12 protein-coding genes are annotated in these 13,127 nt (G+C 43.6%); 9 read left to right on the forward strand and 3 right to left on the reverse strand.

All coding sequences use genetic code 11. From position 1 onward, the window contains the following. Positions 1-2,736, forward strand: a complete 2,736-nt coding sequence (secA, locus tag EQU50_RS04425) for a preprotein translocase subunit SecA (protein WP_130153938.1) — start codon at positions 1-3, stop codon at positions 2,734-2,736. An 18-nt stretch (positions 2,737-2,754) separates the two neighbouring features. On the opposite strand, the gene EQU50_RS04430 is transcribed toward secA, so the two are convergent. Next, positions 2,755-3,846 (reverse strand): hybrid sensor histidine kinase/response regulator, encoded by a 1,092-nt coding sequence (locus EQU50_RS04430; RefSeq protein ID WP_165380339.1) that lies wholly within the window; start codon positions 3,844-3,846, stop codon positions 2,755-2,757. 500 nt (positions 3,847-4,346) lie between these two features. Here EQU50_RS04430 and EQU50_RS04435 point away from each other — a divergent pair, with 500 nt between their 5' ends. The 3 genes from EQU50_RS04435 to EQU50_RS04445 all read left to right on the forward strand — a co-directional run bounded on the left by EQU50_RS04435 (position 4,347) and on the right by EQU50_RS04445 (position 7,381). Beyond that, positions 4,347-4,937, forward strand: a complete 591-nt coding sequence (locus EQU50_RS04435; protein ID WP_130153940.1) for a superoxide dismutase — start codon at positions 4,347-4,349, stop codon at positions 4,935-4,937. 107 nt (positions 4,938-5,044) lie between these two features. Then, a complete protein-coding gene (locus EQU50_RS04440) occupies positions 5,045-6,805 on the forward strand; it encodes an alpha-amylase family glycosyl hydrolase (RefSeq protein WP_130153941.1) in 1,761 nt (586 codons plus the stop codon). Between the two features lie 45 nt (positions 6,806-6,850). Beyond that, on the forward strand, positions 6,851-7,381 hold the full coding sequence (locus tag EQU50_RS04445) for a CBM20 domain-containing protein (RefSeq protein ID WP_130153942.1): 531 nt from the start codon (positions 6,851-6,853) through the stop codon (positions 7,379-7,381). Positions 7,382-7,400: 19 nt separating this feature from the next. On the opposite strand, the gene EQU50_RS04450 is transcribed toward EQU50_RS04445, so the two are convergent. Then, positions 7,401-8,639, reverse strand: coding sequence for a multidrug effflux MFS transporter (locus EQU50_RS04450; protein WP_130153943.1), 1,239 nt, complete (start codon positions 8,637-8,639; stop codon positions 7,401-7,403). A gap of 10 nt (positions 8,640-8,649) precedes the next feature. Beyond that, entirely contained in the window at positions 8,650-9,252 is a 603-nt protein-coding gene (gene plsY / locus EQU50_RS04455; RefSeq protein WP_130153944.1) for a glycerol-3-phosphate 1-O-acyltransferase PlsY, read from the reverse strand. A gap of 160 nt (positions 9,253-9,412) precedes the next feature. Here plsY and cmk point away from each other — a divergent pair, with 160 nt between their 5' ends. From cmk to dapB, 5 genes are all read left to right on the forward strand, one after another. Next, positions 9,413-10,105 carry a (d)CMP kinase gene (cmk, locus tag EQU50_RS04460; RefSeq protein ID WP_130153945.1) on the forward strand — a complete coding sequence of 231 codons (693 nt, stop codon included), beginning with the start codon at positions 9,413-9,415 and terminating at the stop codon, positions 10,103-10,105. Positions 10,106-10,323: 218 nt separating this feature from the next. After that, a complete protein-coding gene (locus EQU50_RS04465; protein WP_130153946.1) occupies positions 10,324-10,830 on the forward strand; it encodes a hypothetical protein in 507 nt (168 codons plus the stop codon). 123 nt (positions 10,831-10,953) lie between these two features. Then, positions 10,954-11,583 (forward strand): class I SAM-dependent methyltransferase, encoded by a 630-nt coding sequence (locus EQU50_RS04470; protein WP_130153947.1) that lies wholly within the window; start codon positions 10,954-10,956, stop codon positions 11,581-11,583. After that, complete coding sequence (locus tag EQU50_RS04475) at positions 11,523-12,281, forward strand: class I SAM-dependent methyltransferase (protein WP_130153948.1); 759 nt, start codon at positions 11,523-11,525, stop codon at positions 12,279-12,281. Before EQU50_RS04470 ends, EQU50_RS04475 begins: the two co-directional genes overlap by 61 nt. Then, positions 12,268-12,999 (forward strand): 4-hydroxy-tetrahydrodipicolinate reductase, encoded by a 732-nt coding sequence (gene dapB, locus EQU50_RS04480; RefSeq protein WP_130153949.1) that lies wholly within the window; start codon positions 12,268-12,270, stop codon positions 12,997-12,999. Before EQU50_RS04475 ends, dapB begins: the two co-directional genes overlap by 14 nt. Positions 13,000-13,127: the final 128 nt, after the last annotated feature.

The raw sequence follows: 13,127 nt of genomic DNA on the forward strand, positions 1-13,127 counted from the left end.
ATGCTTGCGTCTGTTTTGAAAAAAGTTTTTGGCTCAGCTAACGATCGTATCGTTAAAAAATATGATAAAATCGCCAAGCAAATTGGATTGTTAGAATCCTCAGTAATTAACCTCACCGATCAGGAATTACAAGATCGAACACGCGTCTTTAAAGAACGTGTTGCTAATGGTGAGACGCTTGACTCCCTTATGCCAGAGGCCTTTGCAACGGTTCGCGAAGCGGCCAAGCGTGTTTTAGGAATGCGCCCTTTCGATGTGCAGTTGGTGGGTGGTATGGTTTTACATAATGGCACGATTGCTGAAATGAAGACGGGTGAAGGTAAGACTTTAATGGCCACCTTGCCTGTATACCTGAATGCCCTTAGTGGTAAGGGCGTTCACTTGGTAACCGTAAATGACTATCTGGCCCAACGTGATGCCGCCTGGATGGGCAAAATTTATGAATTTTTGGGTTTAACAGTTGGCTGTGTTGTTCATGGATTAAGTGATGACCAGCGCCGCCGGGCCTATGGGGCTGATGTCACCTATGGTACGAACCATGAATTTGGATTTGACTATTTGCGGGATAACATGAAGTTCCGATTGGGTGAAATGGTGATGCGTCCCTTCAATTATGCAATCGTTGACGAAGTTGACAGTATTTTGATCGATGAAGCCCGTACCCCGCTGATCATTTCAGGCCCTGCCGAGGATTCATCCGATCTTTACCAAAAAATTGATGAATTAATTCCAACTTTAATTGAAACCGATTACGAAAAAGATGAAAAGCAAAGATCTGTAACCTTAACAGAAGCTGGCGTTGAGAAACTGGAACAGTTGTTATTCCAAAAAAATCTTATAAAAGGTAATGGACTTTACGATGTTCAGAATATGAGCGTTGTTCACCATGTGAACTCGGCTCTAAGAGCCCACAAGCTTTATAGCCGGGATGTTGATTACATCGTTAAAAATGATCAAGTTATCATCATTGATGAATTTACCGGTCGTATGATGGAAGGTCGGCGATTCTCAGAAGGCTTGCACCAGGCGTTAGAGGCCAAAGAAAAAGTTACGGTCGAGATGGAAAACCAAACGTTGGCATCGATTACGTACCAAAACTTTTTCCGACTGTATCCCAAATTGTCTGGGATGGCGGGTACGGCGGTGACCGAAGCTGACGAGTTTGAAGAAATTTATAACCTGCAAGCCATCGAAATTCCACCGAATGTTCGGGTTGCCCGCCTTGACCATGATGACGAGGTTTATTTGACGGCCAGGGAGAAATATGCTGCCGTCATTGAGCAAATCAAAGATTGCCAAGGTCGCAAGCAGCCGGTTTTGGTTGGTACCACCAGTATTGAACGATCTGAATTTTTGTCAGGCCTTTTAAAAGAGCACAAAATTCCTCATCAGGTTTTGAACGCCCGGTATCATGATCAAGAGGCTTTGATCATCGCTGATGCCGGTTGTTCAGGGGCTGTGACCATTGCCACAAACATGGCAGGTCGCGGTACCGATATTAAACTGGGTGGTAATTTGGAAATGCGCGTAGAGCGTGAACTAAAGGATATGCCATGGGGCCCAGAACGTGACCAGAGAATTGCTGCTATCAAGGCAGAGATTGATATGGATGAAGAGCGCGTCAAAAAAGCTGGCGGATTATATGTGATTGGAACGGAACGCCATGAGAGCCGGCGTATCGATAATCAATTGCGTGGTCGTTCTGGGCGTCAAGGTGATCCAGGTGGTTCTAAATTCTTCATTTCCTTAGAAGATGATTTGATGCGTATTTTTGGGTCTGAACGGCTTGACCCAATGCTGCGCAAGTTGGGTGTCAAAGAAAACGAAGCCATCTCTCATACCTGGATTACGAAAGCTTTGGAACGGGCCCAACATAAGGTGGAAGCGCGTAACTTTGATATTCGTAAACATTTGTTGAAATATGACGATGTCATGAATGATCAGCGTAAAATTATTTATGAACAGCGCCGCGATCTTATGAAATTGGATTCTATCGAGGAAATGACCAAGGCTATTACAGACGAAGTTATTGCTGAGACGGTTCAATTCCATGCGCCGGCTGAAGTTTTGCCAGATCAATGGGATTTGAAAGGTTTCCATGCAGAGATCACCCGTTTGTTTGGTTTGGATTTACCTTTGCAGTCATGGATTGATGAAGAGACTGTTAACCCCGCTGAGATTGAAAAAAGGATCCATCAAAAACTAAAAGAAAAAATGGATGCCAAAGTCGAGGCTTATGGTCCTGAGATGATGCGATCGGCTGAGAAAACATTACTGCTAAGGATATTGGATCAGTCCTGGAAGGATCACTTGTTGAGCTTGGATCATTTGCGTCAAGGCATCAACCTTAGGGCTTATGCGCAAAGCAATCCGTTGAACGAATATAAACGCGAAGCATTTAACTTGTTTCAATACATGATGGCAAAACTAAAAAGTGATTTCGTCGTTGTTTTGTCGCATTTCGATTTGAAATTGTCTGATAATACCAGTTTGGACAGCATCTTAGAGCCGTCAATTAATTTTGATGCGCTGGAGGAGATGACGCCTGAGGACTGGGCAGGGGGCGGGAGCAGCCCAGAAGAGGCTGCGGTCCAACGGCTCCCAAGGAAGACACGGAATGTAGCGGATATTGACTCCCAAAACCCAGATACGTGGGGGCGTATTCAGCGAAATGCAGCTTGCCCCTGTGGCTCAGATAAAAAATACAAGCATTGCCATGGAATAATTGGGGGCTAGAGAGTTTTTCTCTTAACTTTACGAAGAAGGCAAATGATTTTTTGTGCTGAACTCAAAATGCTTCTCTAGTAGCATTTCAAGCCTCTTCACATCGAATGGTTTGGATAAAACGCCATCCATTCCAGTCTCTGCAGGGGTTTGAGGGGTGCCTGATATTGAAATAGTGCGAGGAGCATTGGTTTGAGGTGGTGTTCTAGCAAGGATTTTTTTTGTCAGTTCTATGCCGTCAATCTCATCTTTTTTATCTTTTTTGCCGCCTAAATTCGTATCCATAAAAATTAAAGAACAAGGGATCTTTCCGGTAAAATTAAGCGCTTCTTCGGCAGTCGCCACACTTTCCACATGTTCTAGGCCCAATCCTTTGCATTGACGCTGAAGCATTTTACGTCCAATTGGATCGTCGTCTACAATCAGTACCTGCATATGCTGTTTATCAGCGCGCAGTTTAACAATCGGACTTGTGGAAACAGAAACACTTTCCGTGAATGTGACGGGGACTGTAAACCAGAATGTTGAGCCTTTTCCAAGGCCTTCACTACAACCACTTATTTCTCCCCCCATGCTTTCAACCAGTGTTTTACAACTGTTCAGCCCAATCCCTGACCCACTCTGTTTCGTGGTTTTTTCGCGAGAGCCTTCTTTGAATAATGACCCTTGTATGAATTGGGGTGACATACCAATCCCTGTATCTGTGACTGAAAATTTTGCCCTCCATTGGTCGTTTTTCTGATCTGTTTCAATTTCAAGGCTTACTTTAGGGCTTTTGCTTTCTGCCGAATAAAGCATGGCGTTTTTCATGAGATTGTAGAGAATCCTTTTAATCATTGAAGAGTGTGTTTCTTGCGTTAAGACAAACTTTTTTAATTTTTCAGGCAGAATATAAGTAAAATCAATCTCAAATAGCTTTGCTAAAAGAGAGCAACACGTTAAGGAAGATTCTGTTAAATTAAATAGGTCTCCTAATGATTCTTTTGTTTGCCTGATAGATCCGTCGGGCATTTTAAATGCCTTTTCAAGCATGTCTTTCAAGTCGTTGAAATTGTTCTGAAGACCTGAGATAGCTAAAGGATCATGGCTGTTTGTTTTTAAACAGCTAAAAGCAAATTCCATATCGTTTAAGCAGTGTCTTGCATCATGCAATAAGCCCTTAATGTTATCGTCATGGGGTTTATCAGGGGGAAAATTTAAATCAAGTTGAGCCACGATGTCAGGAATGGGACTGTCTCGGTTGAAATCAGCAGATTCAATAAAAGTCCCAAGTTTGCTTAAGGTAGAATGTAAAGCTGAGGGGTTTTCCGAAAGTGCATTTTGTAAATCTTTCTCTTCAGCTAAAGGAAGAGTAGCTGCCTTTAAAATATCGGACCCTGTCAAAATGAATAAAATAATAAATAGCTTCTTCATGGCAAAATAATCCTATTTAAATTCCAAGCATCTTATAATATGGTTCTCAATGTTTAATAAATAGTTAAAGAAGGTCTTTAATATCTTCTAAATGTTTGCGATCTGAAAACGGTATAAATGCCACGAACACGGTAAAAAGATTAGATTCACAGAGGTCTAGGAATCTGTTAATTCTTAGTTAGTTTTCTCAATGAAGAGTAGCCTTTTATATGACCCACATTTTACCCCCTCTACCTTATGCCATCGATGCCTTGGAGCCTTATATTTCTGCCAATACGCTGTCTTTTCATCATGGCAAGCATCATCAAACGTATGTAACAAATTTAAATAATTTAATTCCAAACACCTCTTTTGCCCAACAATCGTTAGAAGAGATTATTGTTCATGCATCTTCCCAACCTGACTATGCTGGTATCTTTAATAATGCCGCACAAGTTTGGAATCATACTTTTTACTGGAATTGCATGAAATCTAAAGGGGGCGGACAGCCCAATGGAGACATTGCGCAATTAATTGATCGTGACCTTGGCGGATATGATAAATTTCGAACAGACTTTAAGCAAGCTGCCACAACCCAATTTGGCAGTGGCTGGGCCTGGCTTGTTTTGGAAGACAACCATTTAAAAATCATTAAAACTGGCAATGCTGATTTACCTATGATTCATGGACAAAAAGCTGTTTTGACATGTGATGTTTGGGAACACGCCTATTATCTTGATTACCAAAATCGTCGTGCTGATTACGTTGATATTTTTTTGGACCATCTGGTTAACTGGGACTTTGCGAACGCCCAGTTATAGGTTGTTGAACGTTTCTTGGGAAAGACAAAGACAGGAGCATTAAGGGTCGGTTAACTTTTTATCGGTATAAATAATTATAAGAAAAATTATTTATCCCTGGTTTTTAAATGTTTAGACCCCATGCAAAAAAATTATTGTCAGTGCTGCTGCTTTCTACGTTTTCCCTATCAGTTCATGCTGTCACATCTGCTGCGTTGGATGGCACCCTTCTGTTTAACCACAAACAGAACTTCGGGCACCGGATTCTCCATGCGTTTGATTTACCTTATGCAAAACTAACAGGAATTGGGCCGACTTTTGCCAGTGAGAAAGTGACAGCCCCCATTAATGATAATTTGGCTGCTATTGCCCGGGCTGGTTACACCGACATACAAATTTCACCACCTTCTCTTTCAACCCCCTCAACACATATGTTGCCAGGACCGATAGATCCAAAAAAACTGCAACCACAAGTTTACCAAGGCCTAAAACAAGGGGCGCCTGTACCAGCAATACCAGTGCCTTCTAAATCATATAATGCTTGGGAATTTGCTTACCAACCGTTGCTTTGTGTTTTGGATTCGACATATCAAGCGGAATTGGACGCTGTTTTCGGGAAACATACGGACGGAAGCAGTAAAAAACATGTCTCTCAATATGGGGTGACTGTCAATGGGAAAGTCGTTGGGTACCGCTTAGGGTGTGATCGTTATGGTTCTATGGCTGACCTTGTAACCCTTATTAACAACGCAAAAGCGATGGGCTTGAATATTATTGCTGATGGCGTTTTTAATCATACGTCTGGTTATAATACCAATTATTCAGGAGCTGATGCAGAGGATAACTATACGAAATTTCATCCTTTCACTTATGTTCCCCAAGATGGATCGACTCCAGCTACCTACACATGGGATAAAAGTGTTGATTTGACCGACTTTTATACTCCCTTCCGTGAGTTTGAAGATCAACCTGATTCCATAAAATTTGCACCAGACTCTTGGGTCTTTGGTCCTGATTTAGCTGTTGATAACCCCGATGTCCAAAAGATGATCGTGGGTTATATGCAGCTGTTGAGTGATGTTGGTCTTTGTGGTATGCGTTTTGACTTATTGTATGGTTTGGGTCCTGATGCCACCAGAAGTATTATGACAAAGGCAAAGGCAGCGGGAATGTTTCCGCCACCTTATTCCTTTGGCTATGCGGAACTTGATCAACCGTTAGAGGATTTGGCGAGATATGGGGCTTTGATGCCAGCACATGATCACCCCCTGCATTTTTCATTGACCAAGTGTTTGACGCTTAAACCAGATGGTTGGGGAGAGCTCGATCAAACAGAACTTCCCAGTGTTAGTACGCTTATTGCTCCCAAAGGCCTTGGTAATTTTACAAGCGCTACATTTTCAGTAAACCACGATCAATATCCACAGGTTTCGACGGGGACAGCTAATTTGAGAGGATTTTACAGCGAGAGCAAAGATCCTGAAAATGTCGCCGATACAATTCTGTCTCAATTGAGTATGGTCTATTTATGTGCAAAACGAGATGGTAATCCCCATATCTTGCGTTTTGAGGATGAAAGAGATCATAAGAAATTAATTCAGCGTTCGCTGGCTTTTCGGGTATTGATGGAACGACAAACGGCACCTCACGAATACATAGTGGATTTGGGGCACGATGTTTTGTTGATAGCGCGCCAATATGGATTTGTTTTGATCAACAGAGGGAAGCAGGCTCACAATGTAACAGGGGATAATCTGCAAAGCCTTGTCAAAGCTAACAATAATTTTGCCGCGTATCTTCCCGGCTTAAACAGCACGGAGGGGGTTGTCTATGACGAATTGTCAGGTTTAGGCTCAACCATCCAAACATACAACAGCAGTCAGTCCTAAACTCTCTCTAGCACGGGTTTCAACACGCTTTTCTCCGTTGACCCGATGGACGCAAAATTTCTTGTTTTAAGGAATACAGCGGGCCAAGCTGCATTTGACGTAACGTTTACAACATCTTGCAGTGCAACAGGCCTTGGAGATTTGATCTTCGTTGTTGGGAATCATCCTTTATTGGGAGATTGGAGCCCACGCGCTGACTGTTTGAATGGCTTGTTATGCACCCAGTTTGGCTCGGATCCTGCGGGCCTTTTCCCGAAATGGACATCCCTTCCTTTGCGATTTCCGGCCGGAACCTCCTTAGAGTACAAGTATGTTATTGCCTATGCAGGTACGGATAAAAAGATCAAAACCTGGGAAAGTGGAACAGACTTCACAGTGCCTGAAAAGAAAAAGAAGACCAAGTCTCAAACGGATGTGGTCCATACTCAAGCGCAACCGCAAAAGAAGTTACTGAATCGAGCTTATACGGTGCTTAGTGACGGGACAGCCCCGGTAGAGCCAGCATCATTATGGCCTGTCACAGAATCAAGTTCTGATACAAATAATACAGGGACGAACAACAATACGGATAAGTAGAAACAACTAGGCCTCTCTTCTAACTGGCTTTGGATTGGCTGGAATCGGTTTCGAGAGAGGCGTATGTATTGTCTAGGTTGTTTTGATGAACGCTCCACACAATCATAGCTAAAGCTGTGTAATAAAGTGGCATAACTAATAGTGTGCCATTGTGCAGAACGCTAATCATAAAATTAATGAAAGCCGCAATCAAAAAATAACTTGAACAAAAAACAGAAGCCATAGTCCCAGCGTGTTCGCGATAATTTTCAAGCGCGTTCGCTAGGGCGTTTGGAATCATAATACCAATACTAAAAAAAGAACCCGTCAAAAATATAGTTGATAAAATGATTGATTCGGTTGGATGGTGAAGGTTGATAAAACCAGATACTGTTAAAAATGCCCATGGTATCGTCGATCCCAACAAAACAATGCACGCACGATTCAAAATCCTTTGGTAAGACAAACCACGCTCGTGAAGGCCCTTTGAATACAAGCTGCCACCTGTATAGCCAAGGCAAACTATAAAATATAACCACCCATATTGACTGGGCTTCAGGCCCAACGATTCGATCAGAAAAAATGATCCTTCACTGTAAAAGCAATAAATCAAACCATTGGCAGTTCCCATCAAAATTACCAGATTTAATAAGGCCTTATCTTTTAAAAGCGTCCCGAAACCTTGTTTGAGTGTATAGGGATTTGATGTTCGTTTCAAAAACGGATTGGTCTCTTGCAAGGAAAGGATGATATAGCCCCACAGACTGAAACTAGCAATCAGCAAAATGCCAAAGATGCTTGACCACCTGTAGTGTTCAACCATAATACCACCCATGATGGGTCCTATGCCCGCGGCCAAGGAAACCGCAATTCCAGCAATAGAGAAAAGACGATTTCGAGCCATACTGCCATAGACATCGCGCGCAATAGCCTGGCCAATACCTGTGCAAGCGCTCCCGCCCAGAGCTTGCACAAAACGACACATCATTAAGCTGGTAATGGTTTCGCTTAGCAAACATCCAATACACCCAAGGACATACAACCCTAAACTAATAATAAGAGTCTGCCTGCGCCCAATACGGTCTGAAATCATCCCCCAAAAACAAATCCCAATAGCAAACCCAACCAGGAAAAATGTCATGGTATGTTCGGCTGTGTTCTCGGTGATTTTAAGGCTGAGGGTTATATTGGGAAGCGATGGCGCATAAAGGCCTTCACCAAACGGCGACAGACAAACAATAGCAATGATAAGCCATAATGGAACGACTATACGGCTCATAATCTGGTACTCATAATTTGATTGGGCTCTCTCGTCCAGCAATAATCCTTTTAAGATTATCGCGATGGGTATAAAAATTTAAGATGGCGATCAGGCCAGTAAAAACGATCAGGGGAACATCCGCAAAATCCATTCCCCACATGCCATACGCAACCAATGGCGAAAGACCTATCGCTACCAAGGCCGACAAGGAGGAAACTCGAAAAATTTTAGTTGTCCCTAGCCACAGAATCAAGGTAATGATCCCTAAAAAAGGGTTCCATGCTAAATAAACACCTAAGCTGGTGGCAACCCCCTTACCACCCCGAAAACCCAACCAAACGGGCCAAATATGCCCCATAATTGCTGCCAAGCCAACGCCATAGCTTGTAAAAAGGCTGTGAGTATATTTTAGACTGATCCATACCATCAAAAACCCTTTTAAGGCATCAGTCAGCAAGGTTAAAATAGCCGCAGTTTTATTGCCCGTTCTCAAAACATTTGTAGCCCCGATATTGCCCGATCCGATGCTGCGTATGTCACCCAAAGAAAACAGATGGCTAAAAATTAATCCGAAGGGCACCGAACCTGCGCCATAACCGGCCAACACCCATAACGCAGACTGTAACCCCATCTATATACTCTATTTATTGGACATCAAGAAGAAACTAGGGTAAGAACGGCATTAACGTCAACCCACTTTGATTATTTGGTATGTCAAGACTGATACCCAATGGATTTCAGAATCTGAATTCGAAAATAAGGGTCGAGCACCCGGAATGTAGATGGGCTACATGAGGACGCGAGATCCCGCGATTTTCGGAGAGCAGATTTTGAAAGGCGAAGAGTATATAGTTGCGATTGATGGTCCGGCCGGTGCTGGTAAGGGGACCGTGGCCAAGTATCTGGCAACGTATTATCGGTTGAAGCATTTAGACACCGGCCTTTTGTATCGATTGCTTGGATACAAGGCCAACGAAAAAAACGTTCCTTTTGACAACTTACAGGCCTTGATGCACGTTGCCGCCACCTTGGATTTCAATGATTTGCAAGACCCTAGATTGCGTGACGAATCGGTAGGGAACTTGGCCTCCCAGATTAGCGTATTTCCAGAGATCCGCCAGTTTTTAACCAGCATGATGCGTCGTTTTTGCCAAGACATCGCCCCCCCTTATCAAGGAGCCGTTTTAGATGGTCGTGATATCGGGACGGTTGTTTGCCCCGATGCCCACCTGAAACTGTTTGTAACAGCGGACCCAAAAGTGCGGGCCCAAAGACGAAATCACGAAATGGTGGCCAAAGGCAGTGCTTTTGAAGAGCAAGACAGCTTATCCAAAATTAATGAACGCGATCAACGCGATCAAAATCGTGCTGCAGCACCGTTGGTGATGGCGGGCGATGCCCATTTGATTGACACGACCAACTTGTCGATTGAACAGGCATGCGAACAAGCAGGCAGCCTGTTGGAACAGGTTTTACCCTTTTAAGAGGGGGGGGTTGTCAGGGTGAAGGTGATGATAGCGATAAATGCTAAAAGCAACCCCCCTGGTTACTGTGCCTGATATCTCTCTCTGTTATGGCGAGAAGCGCGTGCGATTTAGTCATCCATTTATTCTGTGAAATAAATCCGCCTCAATTAACTATTCCTTAATAAAAATCTGTAAGTATAACATAAAAAATAATAATTTTATTTTGGAGATTTGTGATGCGTTTTGGTTTATTTTTATTAGGCGTCAGCCTGTCGGCGTTGACGTGTGCGTATGGGGCGGATGTGGTGGATTTGCAAAACTTTATGCTAAGCGAAACTGGTTCATCGTCTCATGCGCTTCCTTTGAAAGAGAGTTCGACCGCCTTGATGATCTTTCAGGTACCCTTAAAGGATCCAAGCACACAGAAATTCCTTACAAAATATGGGCAAGGTCTTTTGGTTCGGTATGGTTCGCCAGGTACTGGCGGAAACTTTTTTAGCGGAGGGGTTACAAACCTTCCGTTGGATTGTAACAAGGTATCCGATCCTTCTGAAGCTCCTTGGTTGAAAACTATAACGTTGGATAACGGTAAGTACGCATGGCAACTATGGGTAACCAAAGAGTATAAGGGAACAGATATTGCCACTGATAAGGCTAACAAAGGCTGGATTGCCCAGGGACATATAACCCTTAATGGATTGTCTACATCATATCAGATCACTCCGGGAGAGAAAAACACATGATATCTGGACTTAAAGGGGGGCTCTTTTCTTTGCGCCCCCTGAAAATCACAAACAGAAAAACTGTGCAAAATTCTGCGAAGGCAGATATAGTAACTCTTAAAGCTTTACTCATCCGTCGTTTCTATGTCTATTCCTGATGCTTCTTGTGCTGAGAAAAAAATAAGACGCCAAGAGAACGCGTTGTTTTTTAGGCGTTGGTTAAAGCATCCCTTGCAGATGGGTACGCTGGCTCCTATTACGCCTAAATTGGCGCATTTGGCCGCCTCTTATGTTCAAAACCCAAATGGTTTGTATGTAGAAATTGGCGCTGGCACGGGACGTTTGAGCCGGGCGTTATTGCAGCAAGGCATTAAGCCAGAAAATTTAGCTCTGGTCGAATTAGATCCCTTCTTTTGTGGGTTTTTAAATCAAACGTTGCCATCCGTTTTGAAAGACAACCAGCCGTCACCTTTTGTTATTCAAGGGGATGCAGCACAGCTGCCTGACCTTTTGCCTGCACATTATATTGGCCAAGTGGAAGTTGTCTTTTCTGTTATTCCCTTGATGTATCTCCCTCCCGCGGTTAGGCAGGCTATTATTGAAGCAGCCTTTCAAGTATTAAAGCCGGGTGGCATTGTGATTCATGTGACATACAGTCCGCGTTCCCCCCTTGGGTTTATGTCCAACCTCCATCAACACCGCCGGGGCCAAGTGTGGCTGAATCTGCCGCCTGGTTTTGTTTGGCATTATCAACAGATGGCATCCCTCTTATGAAGCCAATCTCTAAGATTCGCAAGCGTGATGAAAGCTTGTTATTCTTAAAACAATTGGTGAAAAACCCCAAGTCATTGGGGGCTTTGGTTCCAAGCTCCATCGTTCTGGCTGATTTTATGTGCCGGCATATTGATTTGACACAGAACCCCCGCATTATAGAGATTGGCGCTGGAACAGGGCGGTTTACCCAGGCCCTCTTAAAGAATGGCCTTCCTTCGGAAAATTTATGCGTTGTGGAAATTGACCCCGCCATGTGTGCGTTTTTGCAAAAAAACTTCCCCGACATTTACATTGTTAACGGCAATGCCAATCAACTGTCAGATTTGTTACCTGAAACATGGACCCAAGCTGACGTGATCGTCTCTGGTATCCCTATGGTGAATTTATCCTTTCATGATCAACACCAGATCATTCAGTCGTGTTTTAAAATTTTAACTCCCTTGGGAAGTTTATTACAGTTTACCTATGGCCCGTTGTCACCGTTACCATCCCGAAAGTTGGGGTTGCGCCAAAAACGGTTGGGCCACGTTCTTTTAAACTTTCCCCCCGCAGCTGTTTGGAAGTATTGGAAACCAGCCAGTCACGAATCGCGTCAAAAACGATCGCCAATGAATCGGTTGAAACATCAAGGTCTGCATCAATTAAAACGCCTTAAAAAACAATCATTAAAGGTTTTACGATCCCATGAAAAAAATTAAATTAGGATTGCTTGGCACTGGTCGTATGGGCAACGGCATTATTGAATACCTTCGGGAAGACGGCCCGTTTGTTATAGGTGCCGTGGCTTCAAGAGGGGATCTGCGGCCGTTATTCGAACAGTCAGATGTAATTATTGATTTTAGCCAACCACAGGGGACGCAACCTCTGTTAGATCGGGCCCTTGATTTCAACAAACCCTTAGTCATTGGCACCACTGGTTTAACAGACGATCAGGTTCATCAGATGGAAAAAATAGCCAAGACCGTACCTGTTGTCTATGCCCGTAATACCAGTATTGGCATAACCTTGATGCAAGCCGTGGTTAAACAATTGACGAAAGCTTTGGGGGATGATTTTGATGTAGAGCTTAGTGAAACACATCATCGTCATAAAGTTGATGCGCCGTCGGGGACATGCTTAATGCTGGCCGAGGCTGTTGCTTCTGCTCGAGGGGTAGATTTAAAGGATGTTGCCCGTTTTGAGCGCCATGGCCACGTGGGGGCCCGTGTACCGGGAGAGATTGGGTTTAGTGTGCGCCGAGGGGGCCAGTATCCGGGTGAGCATACCGTAAGTTTTTTAAGCGATGAAGAAAGCATCGAGATCACCCACCGCAGTTTCTCACGCCAGTTGTTTGTGAAGGGGGCTCTAAAAGCAGCGCAGTGGGTCATTCATCAGCCACCCGGCCTTTATGGGATGGCGGATGTTTTGGGTTTTTGATGGATTTTCCTTAAAATTAAAAACGCAGGGAAAATGTCAATAAATGTCGAATAAGTGTCCAATAAATAGCCGATAAAATTCCGATAGAACTTTTCTCTGCCATCCTTCGCTGGGGGGTGTTATAAATT

It is taken from the genome of Candidatus Finniella inopinata (genome assembly GCF_004210305.1).
GTDB lineage: Bacteria > Pseudomonadota > Alphaproteobacteria > Paracaedibacterales > CAIULA01 > Finniella > Finniella inopinata_A.

Excerpts from the sequence above, each read along its gene's own strand:
- secA (WP_130153938.1), top strand. The coding sequence starts at position 1 with ATGCTTGCGTCTGTTTTGAAAAAAGTTTTTGGCTCAGCTAACGATCGT.
- EQU50_RS04430 (WP_165380339.1), bottom strand. The coding sequence starts at position 3,846 with ATGGAATTTGCTTTTAGCTGTTTAAAAACAAACAGCCATGATCCTTTA.
- EQU50_RS04435 (WP_130153940.1), top strand. The coding sequence starts at position 4,347 with ATGACCCACATTTTACCCCCTCTACCTTATGCCATCGATGCCTTGGAG.
- EQU50_RS04440 (WP_130153941.1), top strand. The coding sequence starts at position 5,045 with ATGTTTAGACCCCATGCAAAAAAATTATTGTCAGTGCTGCTGCTTTCT.
- EQU50_RS04445 (WP_130153942.1), top strand. The coding sequence starts at position 6,851 with ATGGACGCAAAATTTCTTGTTTTAAGGAATACAGCGGGCCAAGCTGCA.
- EQU50_RS04450 (WP_130153943.1), bottom strand. The coding sequence starts at position 8,639 with ATGAGCCGTATAGTCGTTCCATTATGGCTTATCATTGCTATTGTTTGT.
- plsY (WP_130153944.1), bottom strand. The coding sequence starts at position 9,252 with ATGGGGTTACAGTCTGCGTTATGGGTGTTGGCCGGTTATGGCGCAGGT.
- cmk (WP_130153945.1), top strand. The coding sequence starts at position 9,413 with ATGAGGACGCGAGATCCCGCGATTTTCGGAGAGCAGATTTTGAAAGGC.
- EQU50_RS04465 (WP_130153946.1), top strand. The coding sequence starts at position 10,324 with ATGCGTTTTGGTTTATTTTTATTAGGCGTCAGCCTGTCGGCGTTGACG.
- EQU50_RS04470 (WP_130153947.1), top strand. The coding sequence starts at position 10,954 with ATGTCTATTCCTGATGCTTCTTGTGCTGAGAAAAAAATAAGACGCCAA.
- dapB (WP_130153949.1), top strand. The coding sequence starts at position 12,268 with ATGAAAAAAATTAAATTAGGATTGCTTGGCACTGGTCGTATGGGCAAC.